Below are 25192 nucleotides of genomic sequence, written 5' to 3'. Positions count from 1 at the left end.
CCGTTAGTAATGCCAACTAGTTCACTAGTCCACCAGCCCACCAGCCCACTAGTACACTAGTACACTATTTTCTCCACGAAGGCCGCCAGCCTTGCATGGGGCCCGGCCAGGGGGATTTCCCTGTATTCTTCCGGCGAAAACCAGCGGTATTCCCCTTCCGGCACAGCCCCTTCCCTGACAGGATAGGCCTTCATATGCCATATGCGATGGGTGAAAACATGTTTATATTGCCAGAGGAAATCTTCCGTTTTGCCCGCAAGAAGCTGTTCCAGCCCTTTTCTGGCTTCCTCTTCCGTTTCTCCAAGGGCCATGGGAAATTCCCACATGGAAGCCAGCATGCCCCGGGCCGGCCTTTTGTGGAGAAGTACCCTACCCTCCTTTATCCAGATGCCGCAGGCCGCCTGTTCTTCTTTAGGCGGCTTTTTCGGCGTGCGGAAGGGCAGTTCCTTTTCTTTTCCATTCCTAAAGGCTGCGCAGTCTTCCGCCAGAGGGCAGAGACTGCAGCGGGGATTCTTCGGTATGCAGATATCCGCGCCCAGATCCATTAAAGCTTCATTGAAATCGCCGGCTCGATCCGGCAGCGTTTCATTCACCAGAGCTTCGATTTTCTTCCTGCCCCGGCTCTTTAAAATATCCTCTTCCACCTGGTAGAGGCGGGCATAGACGCGGAGCACATTGCCGTCGATGGCGCCCTCCCGCTTCCCATAGGCCATGGAAAGGATGGCACCGGCCGTATAGCTTCCGATGCCCGGCAGGGAAAGGATATCTTCCTTCCTGTCAGGCAGGCGGCCGCCATAGGTTTCTGCCATTTCCATGGCGGCTTTATGGATATTTCTGGCGCGGCTGTAGTAGCCAAGGCCCTGCCACTGGTGGAGCACCTCGCTTTCCTTAGCCCTGGCCAGGGCGGAAATATTGGGAAACCGCTCCATCCAGCTGTTGAAATAGGGCTTCACTGCTTCCGTCCGGGTCTGCTGCAGCATGATTTCAGAAATCCATACATGGTAGGGATTCCGGGGTTTATCTTCCCGCCAGGGAAGGTCCCTTTTGTGGCCGTCAAACCAGGCAAGGAGCCTTTCCTGCCAATTTCCCTCCCCTTTCTTTCCCTTCATCATGTCATCTCCTGGAAATCATAATCAAAAACCCTTTCCCCGTCTTCTGCAAAATAAATGGTCCCCCGGATTCTCTTTCCCGAAAGAATCATGGGAAGCCAGACCTTATCGGCCATCCACATGTCTTCATAGGGGAAATCTTCCACCCGGAACCAGCGGGGTTCCATTTCATCAGACAAATGGGGACTTCCTTCCCATCCCCGGGCAAAGTATACAATACCCCCATGGGACCATTCGGGATCCGAAGGCTGATGGAAATAGAGATCTGCTGCCATGATGAGCTTCTCCGGCGCCATGACCAGGCCGCATTCTTCAAAAAGCTCACGGCAGGCGCATTGGCGCATGGTCTCGCCGGGCTCTATTTTCCCGCCAAAGCCGTTCCATTTCCCATATCCCATGCCCCGCCTTTTCCGCCCCAGGAGGATGGAGCCATCGTCCCGCACCGGATACACCAGGGATGTATCTCTCACTTTTTGATTCCCTCGTAGGTGTCAAAATACAGTTCCCTGAACATTCTCTTGCCCGATTCCGTTTTATAAAGGCGGTGGTACAGTGCTTCGTTCTGCTTCAGCGGCGCACCGTCTTCATACTGGTTCACCAGCATATCCGCTTCTGCCAGGATCTGGGCATCGGGGCCGTCAATGCTGCCATAGGAATGATGATGGGCTACCAGCCAGCAGATACGGTCCACATCTTCCTTTTCAAATCCCAGCTCTTCCAGCATGGGACGGGCTTCATCAGGCCCCAGTTCCTGCTGGATCTGGCCATCATTCCTGCCAAACCGTCTCTCTCCTTCATGGATGCCGATATCATGCACATAGGCAGCTGCTTCCAGAAGGAAAAGGGTCTTCTCATCCAGCCCTTCCTCCCTGCCGATCTGGGCAGCAAAAGCGTGAACCTTCAGGAAATGGTGAATCCGCCGGGGATCCCCTTTGTCATAAGTAATCATAGCTTTGCATAAAGCCGTCAGTTTATCCATAGTGTATCTCCCTGTTTTGATAAACACATAGTATTCAAAAAGAGTATTCAAAAAGAAAAAAACGGCGCAGCCGCAGCTGCGTCGTTTCCTTTACTCATTATTTTGAAAGTTTCTGGGCAACGGCAGAAGTTACATCTACACCGCCGTCTACGACAGCACCCTGTTCAAGGATCACATCCAGCCCCTTTTCCTGGCGAACCTGCTGGATGGCTTTCATAATGTCGGAAAGGATAGGCTGCATGGCAGCTCTTTCTTTCTGGTCCATTTCTTTCTGCAGTTCGGTGGCAATCTGCTGTTTTTCCTGGTCAGTCTTGCCTGCACTGCGGCTCTTGAATGATGCTTCTGCCTTCTGGGCAGCGGTTCTCATGTCAAGCTGGGCTTTCTGCATTTTCGGATGAGCCTGCAGAAGAGCATTAGAATTTACATAGCCAATGCCTGCTGCGGAAGCAGAAAACATGGCACCAAATGCGATCATACCAGCAGCTGCAGCTGCTACTGCTTTATTCATTTTCATAGTATCCTCCTAACTGCGCCCCCGTTGTTCGGGAGACTCAAGGGAAGCGCCGATGTCATCATTTTTCAGATGAATCAGTGCTTACCAGGTAAGCATAGCTTAATTCTAATCAAAGAATCGACAGGTGTCAATGGCCTGTCCGGGATTTCTTGCAAATCCTCTATTACGGGTAAAACGGTTTATTTTCCCTTGGCTTCGATGGCCGCCGTTTCCGCTTCTTCCGCCATGGCCTCCTTGGCTTCCTTCAAAGCGGCCTCCCGCACCTCTTCCTTCTTTTCCTTCTTTTTGGTGAAATGGGAAATCACTTCCGGCACCATATTGATAACCTTATCAATGGTTCCATTGGCAGTGGCATTCTTAATGGAGAAGAGCTCCACCCTTTCCCCCTTCATGATGAGCACTGCCGTAGGTGTCACCTTTCCGCCGCCGGCGCCGCCGGAAGTATTTCCGCCATGGGCGCCGCTGCCGAAGCCGAAGGAAATGTCCACGAAAGGAACGATGGTGGCGTCTCCCAGATAGATGGGTTCTCCTACCACCGATTCTGTGGTAATCATTTTTTTGAAATCATCAAAAATCTGTTTTCTTACTTCATCATCCATTGTCATTTCCCCCTTGTCTGAAATGCCAGAATTCTCTTGCCGGTTTGGACAGGGCAAGTTTGATAAGTATATACAGTACATACAGCGGAATGAGCCTTCCCTCACTCTTTCCTGTCAGTGTACACTCTTTATCCACATAATTCCACCGGATTTCTTCTGCCGCCTTCGGCAGGAAGGAATAAACCATGCCGCAAAGGACACCAGTGGGCATGGGGTCTCCCAGCCCAAGCCCACCTTTGAACTCCAGAGTCCGGGGAAATCCATGGGCAATCAAAAGAGAGAGACTTTCCAGAAACCGCTCTGCCAGACCGTTTTCCAGGGCAAAGCAGATCTGGGAAAGATAGGAGGGCCCCTTTTTTTCTCCGGAATTTGAAATCTCTTCCTCTCGGAAGGACTTCTTTTCGGAAAAGGGAACCTCTTTCCTTTTTTCTTCTTTCCCCATCTCCAGAGGCGCTGCTTTTTCTATGGGATTTCCTTCTGCCGATGACTCTTCGCGGCCCTTCACCCTTGCCTCTAAGGCATCCAGGGCTGCATCCAGCTCTTCCAGGGCCTTTTCAGAGTCCTCCCCTTCTGCCGATGCTTCTTCATCATGGAGGGAAAAGGTCTTCCTTTTCGAAATCAGTCCTAAAAGGAGGGATATCCGGATTTCCAGTTTCCATTTTTCAAAGGAAAGGGAATAGGAAAAAGGAAGAAGTAGGAGAAGGATCACCAGACCCAGAAGGGCCAAAAGGATTTCTACGATCATCATGGCGCTCCATAGAGACGGCAGAGACCGTCAGCCGCCTCCTTGACCTCCTTCACCAGGTATGAGGGCGCCGTCACCTTCACCAGCGGCGCATGCTTCAGGGCCCAGGCCTTCATGGCGGATGCGGGAATAGTCACTTCCACCGTCACCAGATCCTGGCGGGCCGAGACCAGATGGGCCGCCTTGCCAAAATCATCTACAATGTCACTCATGAGATGCCAGTCAGCCTCAAAGGTGCATGACACCGGATCTCCTGTATACAGGCCGTGATAAGCGAAGAGAGAAGATAAGAGCTTTCCGCCCTGCGCCACGGTTTCCAGAGATGTCTGCAGCCGCGCTGGCTCTTCTGTCACTGTCACCTGGGACATCATATCGGTCTTAAAAACAGAAATGCCTTCGCTTCCTTCCTCATTGCCCAGAAGGAAGTAGCGATCATCAGAAGCCACCAAATGATAGGGACTCACCCGATACAGCTTGTCTTCGCCGGACACTGTGTAGCCATGGTGCTTTTTTCCGTCCGCCTCATAATGGTCATAGTAAAAGGAAACCTGTTTCTTCTGGGACAGGGCCCGGGTCAGAAGGGCCAGCACCTCTCCCGACTCTCCCGGCCGTCCCAGGGCAGGCAGGTTCTTGATATTTTCCTTTCCGTCGTCAAAGGTGCGGCTCTGAAGCCGTTTCAGCTTTTCCGACAGCTGCCGGACCTGCTGGGCAGGCAGATGGGAGAAATAGAGAAGGTCTATCAGTACTTTCAGATCATCCTGGGACAGTACATGGTCCCAGTACCAGTCCAGAGCAAGGGGTGCTTCCTTACCGTTCACCACCCGGGTCACCTCCCGGCACACCACAGGAAGCCCCGCTTCCTTCAGGCGGCTCAGGTTCCGGCCGATGGACTTCCGGCTCACCGTCATGGCATACTTCGTTTCCATGAAATCAAGGATTTCCTGCTGGGTCAGCGGATGGTCCCGGTCCGACTCCCGAAGGAGGACCTGCGCGATCCGCATAATGGACATCTTGCTTCCTCTGTCACTCTTATCTCCTGCCATCCCAATCACCGCCCTCTGATTCTGCGAATAGCTTCATCACTGATAAGAGAAGAAATCACGGTGAGAAAGCGGATAAAAGGAGAATGGGCTATGGACTGCAGGGCGCGGTGTACCAGGAAAGCCACGGCCGTGCCGCCCAGAAGATCGCTGGGATAGTGAACCCCTGCAAAAAGTCTGGAAAAGGCCAGAATCATGGCCATGAGGGTCATCAGCCTGGACCCCTTCATGTGCATGGATAGAAGCTCCATCACCACCACTGCGCCGTTCATGGTATGGTTGCTGGGGAAAGACGCATTGGCCTTATGGCCGGTAAAGTTCCATATCCGGTAATCCCGGGTAAACGGCCGTTTTCTGAACCATATTTTGCCAAGGGCAAAGGAAATCAGAGACGCCACGCATACGCCCAGAAACGAAAGAATGCAGCAGCGCCGCCGCACCTCCCGATCCTTCCCCGGGGTAAACCAGAGAAACAGGCCGTAAATCACAAATGCCCAATGCCCGTAGCGAGCAATCAGATCCATCATCAGGTCAAAGGGCCGCACCCTGCCGGCCAGCCCATTGATTTTTCTTACTATGTCTAAATCCGGATTCATGAAAAAGCACCTCTTTCCGGGAGAAGCCGCCGCCTCTGCCGCTTTCCTATGTTTTTAATTTTATCATAATCCCCACTGTTTGACAAAAAGGGAAGGCCCGGTTGTAAGTTCGGAAGGGATAGATTGGCAGAGCTTCGCGTCAGGGTTTTACGGCCCCACCGGACACAGTCATTCCAATCGCTTCGAAGGATCCCGGTACGCATCGATGGAAACTCTAAGTCCCTACATACCAGTCGGCAAAAAAACATTGCGGTCCATGCCCTAAGGGGCACAGACCAGACCGCCAGGCCGCCAGAAATCTCCTCCAGCCATACGGCACTGCTCTCATGGTATAATGAATCCACAAGAAAGGACTACCATGAGAAAAGTACTGATTACCCTGGTTTCCATCCTGGCGGTGGCAGGCATTATCCTCCTGAACGCCCTCACCTTTTCCGGTCGATACGCCAGGATGATGGAAACCTCCATCACCGTCACCTCTGCGGACGACAGCTTTATAGGAAAGAAAATGAAAGAATTCTTTGCCCGGGAGGATCTGAAAGAAAAACTGGCCCATGAAATGGAATCGCTTCCCCTTTTCCCTGATCATCCAGAATACCATGAAGAGCTGGCTTCCCTTGCAGTCTCCCTGGGCCGTGCTACATCCCTGGAGCAGGTACGCTGCCAGGGCCGCCGCTACTACGGCGGCTACCGCGTCTCACTCTCCCTGCCCAAAGAAGAATTTCAATTATGGAAAGACCGCTTTAAGGAAAATCTTCCGGAAGACAGGCTCTCATCCATCACCAACAGGGACAGCTCCCACATCCGCCTCCACAAATTCACTGGCTGGGAGGAAAAATTGGAAGATGGTGACATTCCCTACGTACAGGGCAGTGCCAGCTTTCTCCTCACCGGGGGCGGCATGACCCAGCTGGTCTACATAACCGCTGTCATCATAGAAAAAGAAGAGGATGTTCTCCTTGCCCTTTTCATTTCCGACCATAAACAGGATACCAGAGGCATTCCCTTTGGGAAAATGGCGGAGCTGCCCCCTGCAGGTGCAGAGGATTCATAGGGAATGAATAACGGGCCCCAGGTTCTTAATACTCTCAGGTTTGAGAGTCTTTGGGCCAGAGAGTTGCGGATTGCCCCCAGCGCGGCGATGATGTAAACCCAGCGTCACGGGACTGGCCGATGACTCATCAGTGAAAAGCCGCCTGGCGGATAGCAAACATCGGATAGCGGACAGCGTCCAGCAGATAGCGGACAACCGATAGCCGATAGCCGACAGCCGACAGCCGACAGACGATAGCGGCTATTCCTCCTATTTTCCATGAAAAAAGAGCCTTGCCGGCTCTTTTTTAGTCTTCCTTATTTTCCTCTTTTTTCTTCATAGCCTCTTCCCTCTGCTTGTGGGCCCGGTCATAGGCACCGCTCCGTTTGAGGGCCATAGAAATGACCGCCACCACAGCACAGAGAAGGATGAAAAGGTTCACCGTAGTGACGCCTTCTCCGAAGCCGATACGGTAAATGGAGTAGAAGAGAACCACCACCAGAAGAAAATCCTGAAATTTTGAGAACATACTGCCTTCCTCCGCTTCCTAAAGACTTATCCTTACAATAGCGGAAAGGAGAGGCTTCGTCAAGTCCGTTTCTATTACAGCCCCTTCACTGTATCTGCAATTTCCGCAATCGAATACAGCGCCGCCCTGCCGCCAAGGCGGACCCGACTTCCTTCCATCCGGCCGTTTTATGGCTTCAAACCACGAAGAAAGCAGTTTTCTCCGCGTATCCCTATGCTCCGCCGGAAATACGGCCCGTCTTCGCAAAGGGCTGATGATTATAAAGAACTACCTGAATCCATAAAAAAACTGACTTCCTGGCAGAATCACATTCCACCATGAAGTCAGTTTTTTCTTAAAGCTCCACCCTTCAGCAGGTATGGCAGTCCTCGTAAATGCCCTTTTCCTTCAGCAGTTGGATGACCGTTTCTCCGATATCTGCCACAGTTCTGGCCACCGGAATGCCTACGGCATTCAAGGCAGCAATCTTTTCAGCCGCCGTGCCCTTGCCGCCGGAAATGATGGCCCCCGCATGACCCATGCGCTTTCCTGGAGGCGCCATGCGGCCTGCGATGAAAGCAGCCACAGGCTTCTTCATATGTTCCCTGATCCACTGGGCCGCCCTTTCCTCTGCATTACCGCCGATTTCACCAATCATAAGCACCGCTTCCGTTTCCGGATCTTCATTGAAAAGGGTCAGGGTATCGATGAAGTCCATACCCTTGATGGGGTCGCCGCCGATACCGATGGCCGTGGTCTGGCCAATGCCTGCCTCTGTGAGCTGGTAGGTGGCTTCGTAGGTCAATGTACCGGATTTGGATACGACGCCTACATGGCCTTTTTTATAAATCTGGGAGGGAATGATACCAATATTGGCTTCATCCACAGAGATGATGCCGGGACAGTTCGGCCCGATGAGACGGGTCTTTTTCCCTTCCATATAACGATGCACCTTCACCATGTCTTCCACAGGAATATGCTCTGTGATGCATACCACCAGGTCAAGACCTGCTTCCACCGCTTCCAGAATGGCATCCGCTGCAAAGGGAGCCGGCACGAAAATGACGGATGCATTGGCGCCGGTCACAGCCACTGCGTCTCTCACCGTATTGAACACGGGAACACCGCAGCACACCTGGCCCGCCTTTCCCGGTGCCGTACCGCCTACGATATTCGTACCGTAAGCCTGCATCTGTTCTGTATGGAAACGGGCTGCCCTGCCGGTAATGCCCTGTACTATGACCTTCGTATCTTTATGGATTAATATACTCATAACCAGCCCTCCTTATTTCTTTTCCTTCTGCTCTTTCGCCAGGCGAATCACTTTCTTAGCGCCCTCATCCATGGAAGAAGCGGGGAAAAGGTTCACAATGTGGGCTTCCTCCAGAATCTTCCGTCCTTTTTCCACATTCCGTCCTTCCAGACGCACCACCACAGGAATGGGGAACTCTTCCTTTCCGCCGGAAAGGAGAGCCGCTGCCTCCACAATGCCTGTGGCAATGACATCGCACTTATTGATGCCGCCGAAAATATTGATCAGAATGCCATGCACCTGGTCATCTTCCAGCATGATTTTGAAAGCAGCTACGATTTTCTCCGGTGTGGAATCGCCGCCTACATCCAGGAAATTGGCCGGTTCTCCTCCGTTTTCCTTAATAATATCCACCGTAGCCATAGCCAGGCCGGCACCGTTCACCATGCAGGCCACATCACCGCCCAGGTTTACATAGTTCAATCCTTCTGCCGCCGCTTCTCTTTCCTTCTGGTCCTCTTCCGTAATATCCCGGAGAGCCACGATTTCGGGATGACGGGACAGGGTACTGTCATCAAAATTCAGCTTGGCATCCAGAGCCAGCACTTCATTCTCCTCTGTCACCACCAGGGGATTGCATTCTGCCAGGGAGCAGTCCTTATCTACAAACAGCTTGTACAGATATTTCATAAAAGTCTTCGCCTTCGGCACCACCGCCTGCTCCATATGAAGAGCATACGCCATGCGGTTTGCCTGGAAATCGGCCAGGCCGATGGCAGGGTCGATATATTCCTTCAGAATGGCCTCGGGATTTTCTGCAGCCACATCTTCGATGGCCATGCCGCCGGACTCGGAAGCCATCATCACCACGCACCGGGATTCCCTGTCCACCACAAAGGAAATATAATATTCCTTCTTGATATGGGCGCCTGCTTCGATGAGAAGACGGTTCACTTTCTTTCCCTGGGGCCCGGTCTGGCGGGTCACAAGGATGCTGCCCAGAAGCTCTCTGGCATATTTTCTCACTTCTTCCGGAGAATGGGCCAGCTTGACGCCTCCCGCTTCCCCGCGGCCGCCGGCATGAATCTGGGCCTTCACAACCACCACCGGTGTGCCGATCCGCTTCGCTGCAGCCACCGCATCCTCTACGGTGAATGCCGGATATCCTTCAGGCACATGAATGCCATATTCCTTCATAATGGCCTTGCTCTGATACTCATGTATATTCATAAACATCCCCCTTTTGGAAATGAAAGAACCGCCTCTGCGGTTCCAGGGGAAGGCACGAAAAACGGTCTTCCTCTCATTTTCGATGATTCAATTACATTTCCTATCATATCACCTTATGTGTCAGCAAAAAAGGTGAAACCCCATAAATAAGGTACTCTTTGCAAAATTAGCATAGCCTATATAGAATGCAGTGAGAAAAAGGGATAATATACTGGAATTGGAAGAGTTCTATCTCCATTGCATGATGGCCTTGCCTGTGCAGGAGCATTTCAGGCAGAAAGACTCTCCAGGGCGCCAGGGTCACCTCTTTCCGGGCCTTTTTGACCATATACCAGCAGGATGACAAAGCGGTTTCTGGCATAGACTCTCCCCGGGCTGATACGCCTTCCCCTTCTCCATGACTATCCCTATAGAAACAGCCAACCGGCAAAATCCTCTCAGAAATCCTGCAGGCGCCCATCCATGGAGCAGGAGGGAGGGGATGGAAGCAGGAAGGCCGTTTCCCTTCAGTGCACTGAAACCAAGGAAATATGAAAAGCATACATCGGCCAGGGGTAAGGCAGGATATGGAATGCCTGCCATGTGGTGTGTTCTTTTCCACGATAAAAGGCTTCACAGCTCTCTGTGAGGCCTTTTTGACGTGGAGATTTTTATTTCCTATGGCTTTTCAAGTATCCCAGGACGCAGACCGCCAGAGCCAGGAAAGCGGGGAGGCCCGTTTCTATCCAGCTGCCAAAAGCAGCGGTAATCACCGGGCCCAGCACCTTGTCGTGGAGGAACATGGTACCGGAGGTCCAGCCGATCATGGCGGCGCCGGCGTACATGAGGAAGGGGAAGCGGTCCAGTACTTTTCCTATGAGCTGGCTGCCCATGACGATGATGGGGATGCTCACCATGAGGCCGAAGACTACCAGAAGGAAATCACCATTGGCAGCACCGGCGACAGAGAGGATATTGTCGATGGACATGAGGAAATCTGCCAGAATAATGGTTTTCACCGCCGTCCACAGATTATCGGATGCTTCTATATGGGGATCTTCATCGCCCGGTGCCAGAAGGTGGATGGCAATGGGAATCAGGAGGATGCCGCCCAGCACCTGGAGATAGGGGATGGTAAGAAGCCATACGGCCACAGCAGTCAGAGCCATGCGGAGGCCCACGGCGCCTATGGTGCCGATGAGGATGGCTTTCTTCCGCTCCTTTTCCGGCAGGCGGTTGGAAGCCATGGCAATGACCACCGCGTTATCACCGCCCAGGGATAAATCCATCAATATAATAGCTCCTACGCTGAGCCAGAACTGCAGTGTAAATATTTCCATGGTTTCTTCTCCTCACAATAAAAGAAACGGCATGATTCACTGCCGTTTCTTTTCAATGAATAACTGTCAGTCCTTATTATAGCCGTTCTGCCTGCCCTGTCAAATGAACAGGACGCAGATGGTAAGTGCCTAGGAGCAATCCATCCTTCCAGAGCTTGAAATCATGGCTTTCCATGGCGGATGGCGGAAACAGGAGTCTTACTTCCTTTCATTCTCCACTTTCCCTATGGTTCCCAGTTCTTCCAGAAGGTCTATATGAATGGGCGTGTAGGTGCCTGGGTGCTTTCTCAGGAAGTACTGTTCTTCTTCCGGCGCTTCGTAGAAGTTTTCCAGCCTCTTCATTTCCGTCCGAATCGGCGGCCGCCTTCCACCTTCTCCTTCAAATGCATTGAATACCACTGCATCGTCGGTCATGCGGCGGTGGATGCCGCGGTTCTGCAGGAATGTCAGGTAATAGCTGATCTGCATGGTATCTTCAGGGCTGGTGTAGTAAACACCGCTCCGGAACTGAGGCCCCTCGGCTTTCCCCTGGATGCCGTCGGTATAGGGGTTGATAATGGTAAAGAAGAGGGAAAGGAGGCTGACAATGTCGATTTTCTTCGGATTGTAAATGACCTGTATGCATTCCCTGCCTTCCACTTTGCCGCTGTATATGTCTTCCTTTGAAGGGGAGTCGCTGCTGCAGTTGGCAAAGCCTGCCCGCACCCGGGCCACGCCTTTGACCCGGGAGAAAACCTCCTGCAGTCCGTAGTAGGGTCCTCCCGCCAGGTACAATTCTTTCATGAATGCTCCATTGATATACATGATTTCCTCCTTGACTTTGGATTTAGCGAAAGGGGGAGCGGCCCCGTAATGGACGCTCCCCCTTTTCGCAGGTCGGATTTCCTTATGAATCCAAATGGCGGGCGGCGGCGCGATCAAGATCGAAGGTCCTGATCAGTTCCGCCACTGCCTGGCTGGGTGATACCACCCCTGCCAGCACGGCTGCCCTCACTTCCGGAAGTCTGCCTTTGATGACAGGGTCTTCATAGAAGAGATTGTGCAGATGCTCGTCAATCATGGTTTTGACCCAGGCGATGATCTGGCGCTGGCGTCGGTTTTCAAAGGCGCCGGATTTTTTCGTCACCTTTTCAAATTCCCGCATCACTGCCCACAATTCCAGAAGTCCCGTTTTCTGCAGAGCAGAGCAGCGGTAGGCATGGGTTTTCCAGCCTTCCGTAGCGGGGCGGATAAATTCTACCATCCGTTCGTATTCTCCCTGGGTGACCTTAGCTCTTTCCAGATTGTCCCCATCGGCCTTGTTCACCACGATGGCATCGGCCAGTTCCATAATGCCTTTCTTGATGCCCTGAAGGTCATCGCCGGCACCGGTAAGAACCACCAGCATAAAGAAATCTACCATGGAACGGACTGTGGTTTCTGACTGGCCTACGCCTACGGTTTCTACCAGGATCACATCACAGCCTGCCGCTTCGCAGAGCATCATGGTTTCACGGCTCTTCCTGGCCACGCCTCCCAGGGTACCGCCGGAGGGAGAGGGCCTGATGAAACAGTTCGGTTCCCGGGACAGTTTCTGCATCCTGGTCTTATCGCCCAGAATGGAGCCGCCGGTGATGGAGCTGGTAGGGTCCACCGCCAGCACGGCTACTTTATAGCCCTGCTGACAGAGAAGCTGCCCGAAGGCTTCGATGAAGGTACTCTTGCCTGCGCCGGGGACACCGGTGATACCGATACGGAGGGAATGTCCTGTCCTGGGAAGGAGTGCCTGCAGGACGCGCTGGGCTTTATCGAAGTCTTTGGGGGCGTTACTCTCAATGAGGGTAATGGCCTTGGCCAGAATCATACGGTCCCCCTTTTTCACGCCTTCCACATATTCTTCCACGCTCATTTTCTTCCGAAGCGGTACGCGGCGGAGATTTTCCTTCGGGTAATACTTGGCACTGGTAACGCTGTTCACGGCACTGTCAATGCCGCGCATAACGGTACAGGCAAATTCAGGGTTCTTTTCCTTCGGCACCCAGCTGGGTCTCAGGTCATCATCGTTATCAGGCATAAGCACTTACCTTATCCTTCCCTGGCTTCGGCTTTGGCACGGTCCACAAGGATCTGCAGAAGTTCGATGCAGCACTTCGGGATATTGGTGCCCGGTCCAAAGATAGCAGTGGCGCCATGGTCATAGAGATACTGGTAATCCTGGGGTGGGATAACGCCGCCAATGCAAACGAGGATATCGCTGCGGCCCCGTTTCTTCAGTTCTTCCACCAGGGCTGGAAGCAGTGTCTTGTGTCCTGCAGCCAAAGAGGAGAAGCCAACAATATGAACATCGTTATCTACGGCATCCTGGGCCGCTTCTTCCGGTGTCTGGAACAGGGGACCTACGTCCACGTCCCAGCCCATGTCGGCAAAGGAGGATGCCAGTACCTTCTGGCCTCTGTCATGACCGTCCTGACCCATCTTGCAGAAGAAGATACGGGGACGGCGGCCTTCGAGTGCATCAAATTCTTCAATCAGTTTCTTAGCCTTGTCAAACTGGCCGTTATCCTGGAATTCGCTGGAATACACGCCGGATACGGTATGGATGGTGGCGTTGTAGCGGCCGGACACCTTTTCCACGGCGTCGGAAATTTCACCCAGAGAGCAGCGGTCATGGGCTGCCTGTACGGCAGCGTCCAGAAGGTTGCCATTGTCCCTGCTCTCGGCACACTTGGTAATGTGTTCCAGGTCCCGGCGTACTTTTTCTGGATCCCGGATGGAGCGGAGCTTTTCAAGGCGTTTAATCTGCGCATTCCGTACGGCGGTATTGTCAATGGAGAGTACGTTCAACGGGTCTTCCTTGGCCAGACGATACTTGTTCAGGCCTACAATGGTTTCTCTGCCGGAATCAATGTCAGCCTGGCGGCGGGCAGCGCATTCCTCGATACGCATCTTCGGAAGGCCTGTGGCAATAGCCTTGGCCATGCCTCCCAGAGATTCCACTTCCTGGATATGGGCCCAGGACCGTTTAATCATTTCATTGGTCAGGTATTCCAGATAGTAGGAACCGCCCCAGGGATCGATAATCTTGCAAACCTTCGTTTCATCCTGGATATAGAGCTGCGTATTTCTTGCCAGACGGGCAGAGAAGTCTGTAGGCAGCGCGATGGCTTCGTCCAGGGCGTTGGTGTGCAGGGACTGGGTGTGGCCCAGGGCTGCGGACATGGCTTCCATACAGGTTCTGGTGATATTGTTGAAGGGATCCTGTTCGGTAAGGGACCAGCCGGAGGTCTGCGAATGGGTACGGAGAGCCATGGACTTCGGATTTTTGGCGCCAAAGCCTTTCAGAATCTTAGCCCACAGCACTCTGGCAGCCCTCATCTTGGCTACTTCCATGAAGTAGTTCTTGCCCTGGTCCCAGAAGAAGGACAGACGCTTGGCGAAAGCATCCACCGGCAGTCCTGCTTTTTCACCGCAGCGGATGTATTCCATGCCATCAGCCAGGGTATAGCCCAGTTCCAGGTCGCAGGTAGCGCCGCATTCCTGGATGTGGTAGCCGGAAATGGAAATGGAATTGAACTTCGGCATGTACTTGGTGGTGTATTCGAAGATATCGCCGATGATACGCATGGACATGGCCGGCGGATAGATGTAGGTGTTGCGGACCATGAATTCCTTCAGGATATCGTTCTGGATAGTGCCCTGGAGGATTTTCCTGTCTACCCCCTGCTCAATGCCGGCGCAGATGAAGAAAGCCAGGATGGGAAGCACGGCGCCATTCATAGTCATGGATACGGACATCTGGTCCAGGGGGATACCGTCAAAGAGGATATTCATGTCCAGCATGGAGCATACCGATACGCCTGCCTTGCCCACATCGCCTACTACGCGGGGGTTATCCGCATCGTAGCCCCGGTGGGTAGGAAGGTCGAATGCAATGGACAGCCCCTTCTGCCCGGCAGCCAGGTTTCTCTTATAAAAGGCATTGGATTCTTCGGCTGTGGAGAAGCCGGCATACTGACGTACTGTCCATGGACGGAATACATACATGGTGGAGTAGGGGCCTCTCAGGAACGGAGGAATGCCGCTCATAAAATCCAGATGATTGCATTCTTTATAAATATCTTTGGTATACAGGGGACCTACGGGGATACGCTCCAGGGTGGTGTCGTACAAATCATTGTAGGATTTGCCCGTCGTTTCTTCCAGCCCTGTTTTCCAGACATCGTAATCACAGGAAGGATGATTTTCCAGGTCCAGTTTTGTGAAATCGGGATTCATTGCCATATTATTTTACCTCCTCTTCCGTAATCTTCATGCCTTTTTCCCTCTGAAGACTGCGGATGATCTCATAGCAGTTTGCCTTCACACTGATGAAATCGTCAATACCGGCATCACGGTATGTCTGCTCCAGGTCTTTTGGTGCAGCTCCTGCCAGGAACAGTTTCCCTTTGCCAAGCACTTCCTTCAGCCGGGGAGCCAGAGCCGGTACATCTTCAGGATAGGTGTCATCCTTGGAGCAGATAACGGCACAGTCATAGGGCGTACCCTTATCGTCACAGCCAGCTTTCAGCGCTTCCACGCATTTATCCCAGCGGGAGCCCGGTTTTCCTTCGTCATCCTGGAAGCCGTTGTTCAAATGCACATTGAATTCGCCTACCTGCAGGAACGAAGTGGAAAAATCGGCCCTTGCCTTGTGCTGCGGGATACGTCCCATATTGGCCAGGAAGACTTCCACATTCTTTCCTGTTTCTTTCTTATAATTTTCCGTATCAAAGCGGAGACGCTCAAACCGTTCTGTCCAGCGGTGTTCCGTGATAGGACGAACTTTTTCTGCTTCCCCATCCGGAATCATGGCCTTATAGACCTCGTTCTGGGTGGCACCGGCAGAAAAGGCTTCGATAGCCTTATCCAGCTTTCCGGCAACCGGAGATGCTTCCAGTTCTTCCAGCTTTTTCCCCAGGTACTCCTTGTCCATGTCCTTCCTGTAATCTTCTACCCCTTTCACAAGCTGTTTCTTGAGAGTCGGTGTATCTTCCGGTCTTGGTTCGATGAGTTCTTCCGCCATGTTCGGATACATGTTGTTTCCTACAGCCCGGTCTTTGCGGAAATCCAGTGCCTTGAAACGCTGCTTCAGGATATCAAGGATCTGTTCCTGCGGATATTCGGCTTCCAGGGCTTTCGTAAAGCCGCCCATGGACTCGATTTTCTGGAATTCCTTCCAGATTTTTCCAGCCATTTCCTTCGTCAGATGTTCCAAGGCCCAGGAACCGCCGGCAGGGTCGATAGGACGAAGCATGCCGAATTCTTCCTGCAGGATAATATGGGCATTTCTTGCTATACGGCGGGAGAATTCATCCCCCTTTCTCACCGTTTCATCATAGGGCTCGTTTTCGTAGGTATCTACGCCGCCCACCACGGCGGAGAACATGGCTGTCGTATTTCTAAGCATATTGACGCCGGCATCAAAAATGGTGCGGTAGAAATAAGCGGGACGGGAATGGATACGGCAGCTCCTGTCTGCTTCTTCAGCGCCGAAGGCCTTCATGATATTGGCCCATACTTCCCGGGCAGCCCGGAGTTTGGCGATTTCAATAAAGAATACGTTACCCACATTGAATCCGAAATTGATGGACTGGGCTATATCATGAATGGAAACTCCTCTCTTTTCCATTTCCCGGATATATTCCACCGCCATGGCGAAGGTATAAGCCACTTCCTGCACTGCATTGGCACCGCCTCTGGAGAACACTTCGCTTCTCGCCATGATGGTACGAAGATGGGGTGCATTCTTCCTGGCCCAGCGGATAGATTCTGCCATGTCGTCATAGCAGGCAGAGAGCGGCTTGATCAGAGTACCATTCTTTGCCAGCTGAGCCAAAGGATTGGCACCGATTACACCATGAAGTTCACTGGTATCTTTTCCCTTTGCTTTCAATGCAGCAGCTGCCAGTGCAATCATGCGGACAGCGGAAGGTCCGCAGTACATCATGAAAGGATAGGTCTTAAGATCAAGGCCATCCAGAAGATGAGCCATGTCTTCCAGCGTCGTAATAGATACGCCGGTGTCCCCCGGTTTTTCCGCATCCTTCACATCCACACCATCCATGGATGCACTGTCAAGACGGACATTATACACCGTGGACCCCTTATCGATTTCATGCTTCAAAAGCTCATTATTTTCGGAAGGCAGCGTCTCGTCGCAGGCCTGGGCAATGCCCCAGGGCGCTTCCTTATAGCCATTCACCGTGGACCCCCGGAGATAATCACCCATCCCTGGATAATCATCAAGAGGCAGGTCCTTATCCATAGCTACAGGACCGGTGCGGAGCGTGTAAATGGGATCGAACGTAATGCCTTCATAAGTTTTCGTATACATGAGTTTATCAAAAGGCTTGCCTTTGAGAAGTGCATTGCAGGCATCCACCCATTCTTCCCATGTGGGCGGTGTGAATTCATCAAATTTAACTGCCGGGAAATCCGTTTTTCCTTCAGATTTTTTAAGGATCGCTTCAAGCTCTTTATCTGTCAGCTGTTTTACCGGTTCCTGGGATTTCTGTTCATCCATGAATATATCCTCCTTTAACAACATGAGAGAAGCAGAGATTCCGATAGTATCAGAACTTCTCCGGACAATTCCACCATGACCCCGAGTTTCACCTCCTTCAAGGTATATTGGCATGAAAAAAGCCGGCACCTATGGATGGCAGCCGGTCAGAGGGACAATATGTCCCAATCCCCTCCCCATCATTCGCAGGTTTCTGGAAGCAGGATTTATTTTGAAAATCGAGCTTCCCTAACGGTGATTCTTTGACAGATAGTTCTCCTGGCTTGGACTCCTCATTCCTGCTCGCCTTCCCAGGTTTCCCCAGTGACATTTTTGAGCAGGAACTCCTCCTTACAGTGGCGGGACCGCTCCGGCTTATACCGGATTCTCTTTTATGCTTTCGCATCTGTCAGAAATGTGAAATTGTCCAAAAGACTACATCCACAGTATAATTCATTAATTTCTAAGTGTCAATTATTTTACTGTGATTTTTATCTAATTTTACTGTTAATTTATAATTTTATTTGCAAATAATATTTGAAATAAAGGCATAAAAGAAAGTATAATGAATAAAGAATGAATAATTCATTGGTCATTCTTTATTTCACAAATAAGGAGAATCATAATGAATCAGGAAATGGAACGTCAGAAGTCGGTAGAACTGACAAAAAAATTGGCAGACATGGAAGGCAGAAGGCCTCGTCTCTACATGGCAGACATGGAAGAAGACCATTCCAAAGAAGAAAGGAAGCTGGCTGCCACCACCTTCGCCGATGGAGGCTGGGACGTGGATGTAGGCTCCATGGAAACCCCGGAAGACACCGCACGCCATGCCATAGAAAACGATGTCCATTTCATTTACTTCAGTACCGACAGTCCCCATAGAGTCCGTCTGACAGTGGAACTGGAAAGAGCCCTCACCCTGCAAGGCAGGGATGACATCCTTATTGCTTTACAGCAGGGAGAAGAAAAAGAGAAAGAAACACTCTTCCGCTATGGCATAGCCGCTGTTTTCCCAAAGGATTATCCCCTGGAACAGGCAGGCCTCACTATGCTTGGCCTCCTCATGGCCCAGATGGAGGATGAAAATGATTAAGAAAGCAGAGAGTTGCCTTTCTTAACGGTCTAAATCCATAGAAATTACAGGCCCTTAAGCACCCAGAGAACCAAAGGGCACCTCACTTTACCCTATTTCCACGAATAGAAGAAATAAGGGAGACAAAAAGGGAGTTATCATTTCTTTTCATAGAAGAAGACCATGATCATAAGAGGCATCACAAAGCAGAAGGGGAATGAGAAATGAGCTTTGGCATAGGGAAAAAAAGCCTGCCATCATGTAAAGAGATTTTTCTTGCTCTCATACCATGAAGGCAATAAAAAAAGCAGTGCCGAAGCACTGCTTTTTCTTATGCATAGTTCAAGCTGGGATTAGCCAACGGTGAACAGCGGATCGCCGCCCTGTACGCTCTGGCCTTCGGAAACCTGCATGGAGGTTACTTTGCCATCGCATGGAGCCATGATCGGGTTGCCCATCTTCATAGCTTCGAGAACGAGGACTTCGTCGCCGGAAGCTACTGCATCACCAACATGTTTGTTGATGCGGATAACTTTACCAGGCATCGGAGCTTCAACGGATTCGCCTGCACCTGCAGGAGCTGCTGCCGGAGCGGGAGCCGGAGCCGGAGCGGGAGCCGGAGCCGGAGCTGCTGCTGGAGCCGGAGCTGCTTTCGGAGCTGCTGCCGGAGCCGGAGCTGCTGCTGCAGCGCCGCCATCTTTAACTACTACATCGTAATCCTGGCCGTTAACTGTTACAGTAAATTTTCTCATTGTCTTTCCTCCTAAATGATTGTACTTTCAACTTTCAATTAGAACTGCTGATTGCCGGAAACGCCTGCAATGCGGGCTGCGGTTGTCCAGCCGGTTCTAGCTGCCGGGCGGATGGAGACGATTTCGCCGCCACCCATAGCAACGATAGCAGCAGCAATTGCTGCTACGACTGCACCATTGTCAGCAGCTTTGGGAGCTGCTTTAGGAGCTGCAGCTGCTCTCTTGGGAGCTGCGGCCGGTGCCGGTGCTGCGGACTGATTGAGAGATGAACGTACCTGCCAGATCATGATCAGGGCAATTACTGCAACAACGGCAGCAAATACCGCGATATACATAACTGTACTGTTATCCATCTGTACCCATCCTTTCAATTAGAGTATTTAAGCGGCAAATATTAGAGCGGAATGTTTCCGTGTTTCTTTGCCGGATGTACTTCGTGCTTGGAAGCAAGCATCTTCAGTGCATTGATGATTGTCGGACGAGTGTTTCTCGGATCGATAACTGCATCTACATAGCCGCGTTCTGCAGCTTTGTAAGGAGTAGCGAATTCTTCGACATATTCCTTTGTACGCTGTTCTTTGTTCGGATCTTTCTTGAAGATGATGTTAGCTGCGCCTGCAGGTCCCATAACAGCGATTTCAGCGGTCGGCCAAGCGAATACCTGGTCAGCGCCCTGTTCACGGGAGCACATAGCAATGTAGGAGCCGCCGTATGCTTTACGGAGAATCATGGTGATCTTCGGAACGGTAGCTTCGCAGTAAGCGAACAGCATCTTAGCGCCGTGACGAATTACGCCGGCATATTCCTGCTGTTTGCCGGGCAGGAAGCCTGGTACATCGACGATGTTAAGAACCGGAATATTGAAGCAGTCGCAGAAACGAATGAAACGAGCTGCTTTATCGGATGCGTTGTAGTCAAGGCAGCCTGCCATGAATGCCGGCTGGTTAGCAATGATACCAACAGTCTGTCCGTCCATACGAGCGAAGCAGGTGATGATGTTCTTTGCAAATTCCTTAGCTACATCGTAGTATTCGCCGTTATCTACAATGGACTTAATAACATCGTACATGTTATATGGAGCATTGGAGCTTTCAGGCATAAGGGTATCGAGGGCCGGATCGGTTCTTGTGGGATCATCACCGGTTTCAACGATAGGAGCATCTTCCATGTTGTTGGAAGGCAGGAAGGAGAGCAGGTAACGAATCTGTTTAATGCAGTCTTCGTCGTTTTCAGCTGCGAACTGAGCTACACCAGAAGTACGGTTGTGGGTCATTGCGCCGCCGAGTGCTTCAGCTGTAATCTTTTCGCCTGTTACGGATTCTACTACAGCCGGGCCGGTCAGGAACATCTGAGATGTTTTCTTAACCATGTAAATGAAGTCGGTCAGAGCCGGGGAGTATACAGCGCCGCCTGCAGATGGTCCCATGATTGCGGAAATCTGAGGAATAACGCCGGATGCAATGGTGTTGCACCAGAAAATCTTGCCGTAGCCGGAGAGGGCATCGACAGCTTCCTGAATACGAGCTCCGCCGGAATCGTTCAGGCCTACGCAAGGTGCACCGACTTTCAGAGCCAGTTCATTTACGTGAACGATCTTAGCTGCATGCATTTCACCAAGGGAGCCGCCTTCTACGGTGAAGTCCTGAGCGAATGCAAATACAAGTCTTCCATCAACAGTGCCGTAACCTGTTACTACGCCTTCACCAGGGAGATCTTTCTTTTCCTGGCCGAAGTTGTGGCAGCGGGATTTTACAAGGGCATTGACTTCTACGAAAGTGCCTTCATCAAACAGAAGAGCAAGTCTTTCACGAGCAGTCAGTTTGCCTTTTGCATGCTGTTTTTCAACACGTTTTTCGCCACCCATAGCCTCTACATGAGCGAGGTTTTTATGGAGAAGTTCAATTCTTTCTTCAACAGTTGCCATTCTTACACCTCCAAAAATTTTAGGGTCCCCCACAGGGGGGATGACTTACCCAAATGGGCAAGTCATATGCCATCGTTCAAATTATTTCTTGAAGGATGGGCCGCCGGGGCGTTCTGTCAGTTCAAGCAGAAGGCCAGTTGCCTTTGGATGCAAGAATGCAATATGACAGCCGCCTGCACCAACACGGAACTTCTTGTCGATGAGCGGAACTTCTTTAGCCTGCAGATCAGCCAGAGCAGCTTCGATGTCATCTACACGAAGAGCAACATGCTGGAAACCGTTCTTGCCGTTGTTTGCTTTTTCAATGAAACGAGCAATCGGGCCGTCCGGAGTGGTAGAACCCAGGAATTCGAGTTCGCAAGCTTCGGTCTGAGCGGATGGTTTGAAGAAGCTTGTGGTTACATGCTGTTCTTCAACGGTTTCATCCGGCAGAGAAGGTTCAAGTCCGAAAATGTCTTTCATCTGCTGTTTAATCTTTGCGAGATCTTTAACAGCTACGCCAACATGATCGACAGTTAAAACTTTGAATGCCATAATAACTCCTCCTTTAAAATTATTTGAATATTTTGCCCACAATGGAATCAACGACTGTGTACGGATCAGTTTTCCGTTCAAAGACTTGTTCCACGTAGTCACTAAATTCACCCGTCTTGGAGATGGTTTCTTCAATATGACGGGAAATGCGGTCGTGAATCATCTCAAGCATTTCGGAACGAGCCCGGTCGCGTCTTCTTTCATCAAGAACGCCGGATTCTTCCAGATACTTACGATGATCGCCCAGGGCTGCTACTACATCATCTACACCCTGGTCTTTGTTCGCAATCGTCCTTTCAATCGGAGGACGCCAGTTCTGGGCTTCGCCCAGATCGAGCATCATTTCGATTTCTACATTCAGACGATCTGCGCCATCACGGTCACATTTATTGATGACGAATACATCACCAATTTCGAGGATACCTGCTTTAATAGCCTGAATATCGTCACCAAGTCCAGGTACGAGCACAACAAGTGTTGTATCCGCATTTTTGACGATATCGACTTCTGACTGTCCTACGCCTACTGTTTCGATGAAAATAACATCGAGACCGAAAGCATCCATCAGTTTTACCGCATCAGCTGTCTTGCGGGAAAGTCCGCCGAGACTGCCTCGCGTGCCCATACTACGGATATAAACACCCTTATCCAAGGTCAGGTCGTTCATACGGATACGGTCGCCAAGGATGGCGCCGCCGGAGAACGGACTGGTAGGATCGACTGCTACGATACCTACGGTCTTACCCTGAGCACGGTATTTCTTGATCAGGGCATCTGACAGTGTGCTCTTACCCGCACCAGGTGCACCAGTGATACCGATGACCTGTGCACGACCGGTATGATGATAGATATCTTTCATGATATCTTCAAATCCATCCCGTTCGTCTTCAACGATGGTAATTGCTCTCGCTAAGGCACGTCTGTTTCCATTCCAAAAATCTTTCATTGAGAATTCCATGGATACACCGCCTTTTCGAAGAGTAAAGAGAAATAATATAGTTGCAAGGGGCTGGGTATTAGTCCAGTCCCTAGCAGCTAAATTACCAAACGTCAGTCAATAACAGCTACAGGCTGATTATTTCTTAACGTTTTCTTTAATGAAGTCAATAACTTTCTTTGTTGGGGTGCCAGGTGTGAAGATAGCTTTTACGCCAGCTTTTTCAAGGCCTGGGATATCGTCTTCCGGAATTACGCCGCCGCCGATAACCAGAACGTCGCCCATTCCTTTAGCTTTCAGTGCTTCTACAACTTCCGGGAAAAGGGTGTTGTGAGCGCCGGAGAGCAGGGACAGAGCTACTACATCAACGTCTTCTGCATCTGCTGCTTCAACAATCTGTTCAACGGTCTGACGAAGACCGGTGTAAATAACTTCCATGCCTGCGTCGCGAAGTGCACGGGCAATAACTTTTGCACCACGATCGTGTCCATCAAGACCCGGTTTAGCTACGAGTACTCTGATACGTTTGTCTGCCATTGTAAATTACCTCCAGAAATATGTTCAGTAATGTAAGATTCTCTTGCTTCAGGCTGCCCTAAGATTAAAGGGTGTTGTGCGGTTTGTATTCGCCGAATACTTTACGGAGAACGCCGCAGATTTCGCCTTCGGTGCAGTATGCACGTACGCAGTCGAGGATGACTGGCATAAGGTTAACATGATCTGGACCTTCAGCCGGAGTCTGAGCTGCTTTTTCAAGTTTAGCCAGTTCTTCAGCAACTTTAGCCTGGTCACGGTTTTCCTTATCTTTAGCGAGCTGAGCTTTCTTTCTTTCGCCAACGGAAGCATCAATCTTCAGCAGGCCGGTAACCGGCGGTTCTTCCATGGTGAACTTGTTGACGCCAACGATTGTTCTTTCGCCGGATTCAACAGCCATCTGCCAAGCATAAGCGGAATCCTGAATTTCTTTCTGGATGTAGCCTTTATCAATAGCTTCTACAGCGCCGCCCATTTCATCAATCTTCTTGATGTACTGCATAACTTCTTCTTCGATAGCGTTGGTCATTGCTTCAACATAGTAGGAGCCGCCGAGCGGATCAACTACGTCAGCCAGGCCGGATTCGTAAGCCACGATCTGCTGGGTACGAAGAGCGATGGTTACAGATTCAGTGGTCGGAAGAGCCAGTGCTTCATCGCGGGAGTTGGTGTGCAGGGACTGGGTGCCGCCCATAACTGCTGCTGCGGTCTGAAGAGCAACACGGATGATGTTGTTGTTCGGCTGCTGAGCTGTCAGCATGGAGCCTGCGGTCTGGGTGTGGAAACGGAGTTTCATGGACTTTGCGTTTTCAGCATGGAATCTTTCTTTCAGGATTCTAGCCCAGATACGACGGGATGCACGGAATTTAGCAACTTCTTCGAGTACGTTGTTGTGAGCGTTCCAGAAGAAGGACAGACGTGGAGCGAATTCATCAATCTTCATGCCTGCTTTCAGAGCTGCTTCGATGTAAGCAATACCATCAGCAATGGTGAATGCAACTTCCTGAGCAGCGGTGGAACCAGCTTCACGGATATGATAGCCGGAAATGGAAATGGTGTTCCACTTCGGTACGTTAGCGGAGCAGTATTCGAAGATATCGGTAATCAGACGCATGGACGGTTTAACCGGGAAAATGTAGGTGCCGCGAGCTGCGTATTCCTTCAGGATATCGTTCTGAATGGTGCCGCGAAGTGCAGATGCAGGAACGCCCTGTTTTTCAGCTACTGCAATGTACATAGCCAGCAGTACGGAAGCCGGTGCGTTGATGGTCATGGAAGTGGAAACTTTGCCAAGATCAATGCCATCGAACAGTCTTTCCATATCGTAGAGGGAGTCGATAGCTACGCCTACCTTACCAACTTCGCCAGCGGACATTTTGTCGTCGGAGTCATAACCGATCTGGGTCGGAAGGTCGAATGCAACAGACAGGCCGGTGCCGCCGTTAGCAATCAGGTATTTATAACGTTTGTTGGATTCTTCAGCGGTGGAGAAACCAGCATACATACGCATGGTCCAGAGACGGCCACGGTACATGGTGGGCTGTACGCCACGGGTATATGGATATTCGCCCGGGAAACCGAGGTCTTTTTCATAGTCGAAACCGTCAAGATCGAGTGGTGTGTACAGGTTCTTATGTTTCAGACCAACTCTTTCCGGATGTTTTGCAACCTGTTTTGCATATTCTGCATTGTAGGCATCAAGTTTAGCTTTCAGGGATTCGTTAGACATGAGTTCATCTTCCTCCTAAAAAAGTAAGTATGTAACTATCTGGAAGTGTATCCCCTTTTCCGGGAAACCGTGGCTTTGTGCTCTTCTTGTTCTCCTGTGAGGGACGTCTTCCGTCAGGGTTCCGCAAAGCCTTTCGCTGCCGCAGCGATCGTTTGAATCTTCTTGCAGCAGCTTTCGGACTCTTGCGAGACCCATGTATATGACACTGTCTTAGACAGCTATCACCATAGGTAATTATACAATATTTGGATTATTTGTAAAGT

Annotated in this window: 25 protein-coding genes and 1 riboswitch; of the genes, 2 read left to right on the top strand and 23 right to left on the bottom strand. The window is 51.1% G+C overall.

Features of this window, described 5'->3' with window-relative positions:
* Positions 1 to 56: 56 nt before the first annotated feature.
* The 8 genes from mutY to HMPREF9453_RS07175 form a co-directional block, all read right to left on the bottom strand.
* A complete protein-coding gene (gene mutY / locus HMPREF9453_RS07210; protein WP_008859899.1) occupies positions 57 to 1112 on the bottom strand; it encodes an A/G-specific adenine glycosylase in 1056 nt (351 codons plus the stop codon).
* On the bottom strand, positions 1109 to 1579 hold the full coding sequence (locus HMPREF9453_RS07205) for an 8-oxo-dGTP diphosphatase (RefSeq protein ID WP_008859898.1): 471 nt from the start codon (positions 1577 to 1579) through the stop codon (positions 1109 to 1111). The genes mutY and HMPREF9453_RS07205 overlap by 4 nt, the downstream gene beginning before the upstream one ends.
* Positions 1576 to 2088, bottom strand: a complete 513-nt coding sequence (locus HMPREF9453_RS07200) for an HD domain-containing protein (protein ID WP_008859897.1) — start codon at positions 2086 to 2088, stop codon at positions 1576 to 1578. Before HMPREF9453_RS07200 ends, HMPREF9453_RS07205 begins: the two co-directional genes overlap by 4 nt.
* 97 nt (positions 2089 to 2185) lie before the next feature.
* On the bottom strand, positions 2186 to 2602 hold the full coding sequence (locus HMPREF9453_RS07195) for an OmpH/Skp family outer membrane protein (RefSeq protein WP_008859896.1): 417 nt from the start codon (positions 2600 to 2602) through the stop codon (positions 2186 to 2188).
* A gap of 179 nt (positions 2603 to 2781) precedes the next feature.
* Positions 2782 to 3201 (bottom strand): GerW family sporulation protein, encoded by a 420-nt coding sequence (locus tag HMPREF9453_RS07190; RefSeq protein WP_008859895.1) that lies wholly within the window; start codon positions 3199 to 3201, stop codon positions 2782 to 2784.
* Positions 3194 to 3949, bottom strand: coding sequence for a hypothetical protein (locus tag HMPREF9453_RS07185; protein ID WP_148363731.1), 756 nt, complete (start codon positions 3947 to 3949; stop codon positions 3194 to 3196). Before HMPREF9453_RS07185 ends, HMPREF9453_RS07190 begins: the two co-directional genes overlap by 8 nt.
* A complete protein-coding gene (locus HMPREF9453_RS07180) occupies positions 3946 to 4989 on the bottom strand; it encodes a helix-turn-helix transcriptional regulator (protein ID WP_008859893.1) in 1044 nt (347 codons plus the stop codon). The genes HMPREF9453_RS07185 and HMPREF9453_RS07180 overlap by 4 nt, the downstream gene beginning before the upstream one ends.
* A 5-nt stretch (positions 4990 to 4994) precedes the next feature.
* Positions 4995 to 5582 (bottom strand): phosphatase PAP2 family protein, encoded by a 588-nt coding sequence (locus HMPREF9453_RS07175; protein WP_008859892.1) that lies wholly within the window; start codon positions 5580 to 5582, stop codon positions 4995 to 4997.
* A 358-nt stretch (positions 5583 to 5940) separates the two neighbouring features.
* Here HMPREF9453_RS07175 and HMPREF9453_RS07170 point away from each other — a divergent pair, with 358 nt between their 5' ends.
* Positions 5941 to 6636: a hypothetical protein gene (locus tag HMPREF9453_RS07170; protein WP_008859891.1), complete on the top strand. Its 696-nt coding sequence runs from the start codon at positions 5941 to 5943 to the stop codon at positions 6634 to 6636.
* Between the two features lie 286 nt (positions 6637 to 6922).
* On the opposite strand, the gene HMPREF9453_RS07165 is transcribed toward HMPREF9453_RS07170, so the two are convergent.
* From HMPREF9453_RS07165 to HMPREF9453_RS07125, 8 genes are all read right to left on the bottom strand, one after another.
* On the bottom strand, positions 6923 to 7144 hold the full coding sequence (locus tag HMPREF9453_RS07165; protein ID WP_008859890.1) for a hypothetical protein: 222 nt from the start codon (positions 7142 to 7144) through the stop codon (positions 6923 to 6925).
* 349 nt (positions 7145 to 7493) lie between these two features.
* Positions 7494 to 8396, bottom strand: a complete 903-nt coding sequence (gene sucD / locus HMPREF9453_RS07160) for a succinate--CoA ligase subunit alpha (RefSeq protein WP_008859889.1) — start codon at positions 8394 to 8396, stop codon at positions 7494 to 7496.
* 12 nt (positions 8397 to 8408) lie between these two features.
* Positions 8409 to 9605, bottom strand: a complete 1197-nt coding sequence (gene sucC / locus HMPREF9453_RS07155; protein ID WP_008859888.1) for an ADP-forming succinate--CoA ligase subunit beta — start codon at positions 9603 to 9605, stop codon at positions 8409 to 8411.
* A 650-nt stretch (positions 9606 to 10255) separates the two neighbouring features.
* A complete protein-coding gene (locus tag HMPREF9453_RS07145; RefSeq protein WP_008859887.1) occupies positions 10256 to 10924 on the bottom strand; it encodes a TerC family protein in 669 nt (222 codons plus the stop codon).
* Positions 10925 to 11122: 198 nt separating this feature from the next.
* A complete protein-coding gene (locus HMPREF9453_RS07140) occupies positions 11123 to 11728 on the bottom strand; it encodes a peptide-methionine (S)-S-oxide reductase (RefSeq protein ID WP_008859886.1) in 606 nt (201 codons plus the stop codon).
* An 82-nt stretch (positions 11729 to 11810) separates the two neighbouring features.
* Positions 11811 to 12977: a methylmalonyl Co-A mutase-associated GTPase MeaB gene (gene meaB, locus HMPREF9453_RS07135; RefSeq protein WP_008859885.1), complete on the bottom strand. Its 1167-nt coding sequence runs from the start codon at positions 12975 to 12977 to the stop codon at positions 11811 to 11813.
* Between the two features lie 11 nt (positions 12978 to 12988).
* Positions 12989 to 15184 carry a methylmalonyl-CoA mutase gene (scpA, locus tag HMPREF9453_RS07130; protein ID WP_008859884.1) on the bottom strand — a complete coding sequence of 732 codons (2196 nt, stop codon included), beginning with the start codon at positions 15182 to 15184 and terminating at the stop codon, positions 12989 to 12991.
* Position 15185: 1 nt separating this feature from the next.
* Positions 15186 to 17465, bottom strand: a complete 2280-nt coding sequence (locus HMPREF9453_RS07125; RefSeq protein WP_008859883.1) for an acyl-CoA mutase large subunit family protein — start codon at positions 17463 to 17465, stop codon at positions 15186 to 15188.
* Positions 17466 to 17696: 231 nt separating this feature from the next.
* A riboswitch (cobalamin riboswitch) is annotated at positions 17697 to 17869 on the bottom strand.
* A gap of 200 nt (positions 17870 to 18069) precedes the next feature.
* On the opposite strand from HMPREF9453_RS07125, the gene HMPREF9453_RS07120 reads away from it, so the two are divergent.
* Complete coding sequence (locus HMPREF9453_RS07120) at positions 18070 to 18540, top strand: methylmalonyl-CoA mutase (RefSeq protein ID WP_008859882.1); 471 nt, start codon at positions 18070 to 18072, stop codon at positions 18538 to 18540.
* 332 nt (positions 18541 to 18872) lie between these two features.
* On the opposite strand, the gene HMPREF9453_RS07115 is transcribed toward HMPREF9453_RS07120, so the two are convergent.
* The 7 genes from HMPREF9453_RS07115 to HMPREF9453_RS07085 form a co-directional block, all read right to left on the bottom strand.
* Positions 18873 to 19271, bottom strand: a complete 399-nt coding sequence (locus tag HMPREF9453_RS07115; protein ID WP_008859881.1) for an acyl-CoA carboxylase biotin carboxyl carrier protein subunit — start codon at positions 19269 to 19271, stop codon at positions 18873 to 18875.
* Between the two features lie 38 nt (positions 19272 to 19309).
* The gene (locus HMPREF9453_RS07110) at positions 19310 to 19624 is read right to left on the bottom strand and encodes a hypothetical protein (RefSeq protein WP_008859880.1); all 315 of its coding nucleotides are present in this window, start codon (positions 19622 to 19624) and stop codon (positions 19310 to 19312) included.
* Positions 19625 to 19665: 41 nt separating this feature from the next.
* Positions 19666 to 21195 carry a methylmalonyl-CoA decarboxylase subunit alpha gene (gene mmdA / locus HMPREF9453_RS07105; RefSeq protein ID WP_008859879.1) on the bottom strand — a complete coding sequence of 510 codons (1530 nt, stop codon included), beginning with the start codon at positions 21193 to 21195 and terminating at the stop codon, positions 19666 to 19668.
* A gap of 81 nt (positions 21196 to 21276) precedes the next feature.
* On the bottom strand, positions 21277 to 21729 hold the full coding sequence (locus HMPREF9453_RS07100) for a VOC family protein (RefSeq protein WP_008859878.1): 453 nt from the start codon (positions 21727 to 21729) through the stop codon (positions 21277 to 21279).
* Between the two features lie 19 nt (positions 21730 to 21748).
* Complete coding sequence (gene meaB / locus HMPREF9453_RS07095) at positions 21749 to 22687, bottom strand: methylmalonyl Co-A mutase-associated GTPase MeaB (RefSeq protein WP_008859877.1); 939 nt, start codon at positions 22685 to 22687, stop codon at positions 21749 to 21751.
* 117 nt (positions 22688 to 22804) lie between these two features.
* The gene (locus HMPREF9453_RS07090) at positions 22805 to 23203 is read right to left on the bottom strand and encodes a cobalamin B12-binding domain-containing protein (RefSeq protein ID WP_008859876.1); all 399 of its coding nucleotides are present in this window, start codon (positions 23201 to 23203) and stop codon (positions 22805 to 22807) included.
* A gap of 64 nt (positions 23204 to 23267) precedes the next feature.
* The gene (locus HMPREF9453_RS07085) at positions 23268 to 24929 is read right to left on the bottom strand and encodes an acyl-CoA mutase large subunit family protein (protein WP_008859875.1); all 1662 of its coding nucleotides are present in this window, start codon (positions 24927 to 24929) and stop codon (positions 23268 to 23270) included.
* Positions 24930 to 25192: the final 263 nt, after the last annotated feature.

The sequence above is a fragment of the Dialister succinatiphilus YIT 11850 genome (genome assembly GCF_000242435.1).
Taxonomy (GTDB): domain Bacteria; phylum Bacillota; class Negativicutes; order Veillonellales; family Dialisteraceae; genus Dialister; species Dialister succinatiphilus.
This window is presented reverse-complemented; position numbering and strand designations above follow the sequence as displayed.

Coding starts and splice junctions, on each gene's coding strand:
- mutY (WP_008859899.1), bottom strand. CDS start 1,112: ATGATGAAGGGAAAGAAAGGGGAGGGAAATTGGCAGGAAAGGCTCCTT.
- HMPREF9453_RS07200 (WP_008859897.1), bottom strand. CDS start 2,088: ATGGATAAACTGACGGCTTTATGCAAAGCTATGATTACTTATGACAAA.
- HMPREF9453_RS07195 (WP_008859896.1), bottom strand. CDS start 2,602: ATGAAAATGAATAAAGCAGTAGCAGCTGCAGCTGCTGGTATGATCGCA.
- HMPREF9453_RS07190 (WP_008859895.1), bottom strand. CDS start 3,201: ATGGATGATGAAGTAAGAAAACAGATTTTTGATGATTTCAAAAAAATG.
- HMPREF9453_RS07185 (WP_148363731.1), bottom strand. CDS start 3,949: ATGATGATCGTAGAAATCCTTTTGGCCCTTCTGGGTCTGGTGATCCTT.
- HMPREF9453_RS07180 (WP_008859893.1), bottom strand. CDS start 4,989: ATGGCAGGAGATAAGAGTGACAGAGGAAGCAAGATGTCCATTATGCGG.
- HMPREF9453_RS07175 (WP_008859892.1), bottom strand. CDS start 5,582: ATGAATCCGGATTTAGACATAGTAAGAAAAATCAATGGGCTGGCCGGC.
- HMPREF9453_RS07170 (WP_008859891.1), top strand. CDS start 5,941: ATGAGAAAAGTACTGATTACCCTGGTTTCCATCCTGGCGGTGGCAGGC.
- HMPREF9453_RS07165 (WP_008859890.1), bottom strand. CDS start 7,144: ATGTTCTCAAAATTTCAGGATTTTCTTCTGGTGGTGGTTCTCTTCTAC.
- sucD (WP_008859889.1), bottom strand. CDS start 8,396: ATGAGTATATTAATCCATAAAGATACGAAGGTCATAGTACAGGGCATT.
- sucC (WP_008859888.1), bottom strand. CDS start 9,605: ATGAATATACATGAGTATCAGAGCAAGGCCATTATGAAGGAATATGGC.
- HMPREF9453_RS07145 (WP_008859887.1), bottom strand. CDS start 10,924: ATGGAAATATTTACACTGCAGTTCTGGCTCAGCGTAGGAGCTATTATA.
- HMPREF9453_RS07140 (WP_008859886.1), bottom strand. CDS start 11,728: ATGTATATCAATGGAGCATTCATGAAAGAATTGTACCTGGCGGGAGGA.
- meaB (WP_008859885.1), bottom strand. CDS start 12,977: ATGCCTGATAACGATGATGACCTGAGACCCAGCTGGGTGCCGAAGGAA.
- scpA (WP_008859884.1), bottom strand. CDS start 15,184: ATGGCAATGAATCCCGATTTCACAAAACTGGACCTGGAAAATCATCCT.
- HMPREF9453_RS07125 (WP_008859883.1), bottom strand. CDS start 17,465: ATGGATGAACAGAAATCCCAGGAACCGGTAAAACAGCTGACAGATAAA.
- HMPREF9453_RS07120 (WP_008859882.1), top strand. CDS start 18,070: ATGAATCAGGAAATGGAACGTCAGAAGTCGGTAGAACTGACAAAAAAA.
- HMPREF9453_RS07115 (WP_008859881.1), bottom strand. CDS start 19,271: ATGAGAAAATTTACTGTAACAGTTAACGGCCAGGATTACGATGTAGTA.
- HMPREF9453_RS07110 (WP_008859880.1), bottom strand. CDS start 19,624: ATGGATAACAGTACAGTTATGTATATCGCGGTATTTGCTGCCGTTGTT.
- mmdA (WP_008859879.1), bottom strand. CDS start 21,195: ATGGCAACTGTTGAAGAAAGAATTGAACTTCTCCATAAAAACCTCGCT.
- HMPREF9453_RS07100 (WP_008859878.1), bottom strand. CDS start 21,729: ATGGCATTCAAAGTTTTAACTGTCGATCATGTTGGCGTAGCTGTTAAA.
- meaB (WP_008859877.1), bottom strand. CDS start 22,687: ATGGAATTCTCAATGAAAGATTTTTGGAATGGAAACAGACGTGCCTTA.
- HMPREF9453_RS07090 (WP_008859876.1), bottom strand. CDS start 23,203: ATGGCAGACAAACGTATCAGAGTACTCGTAGCTAAACCGGGTCTTGAT.
- HMPREF9453_RS07085 (WP_008859875.1), bottom strand. CDS start 24,929: ATGTCTAACGAATCCCTGAAAGCTAAACTTGATGCCTACAATGCAGAA.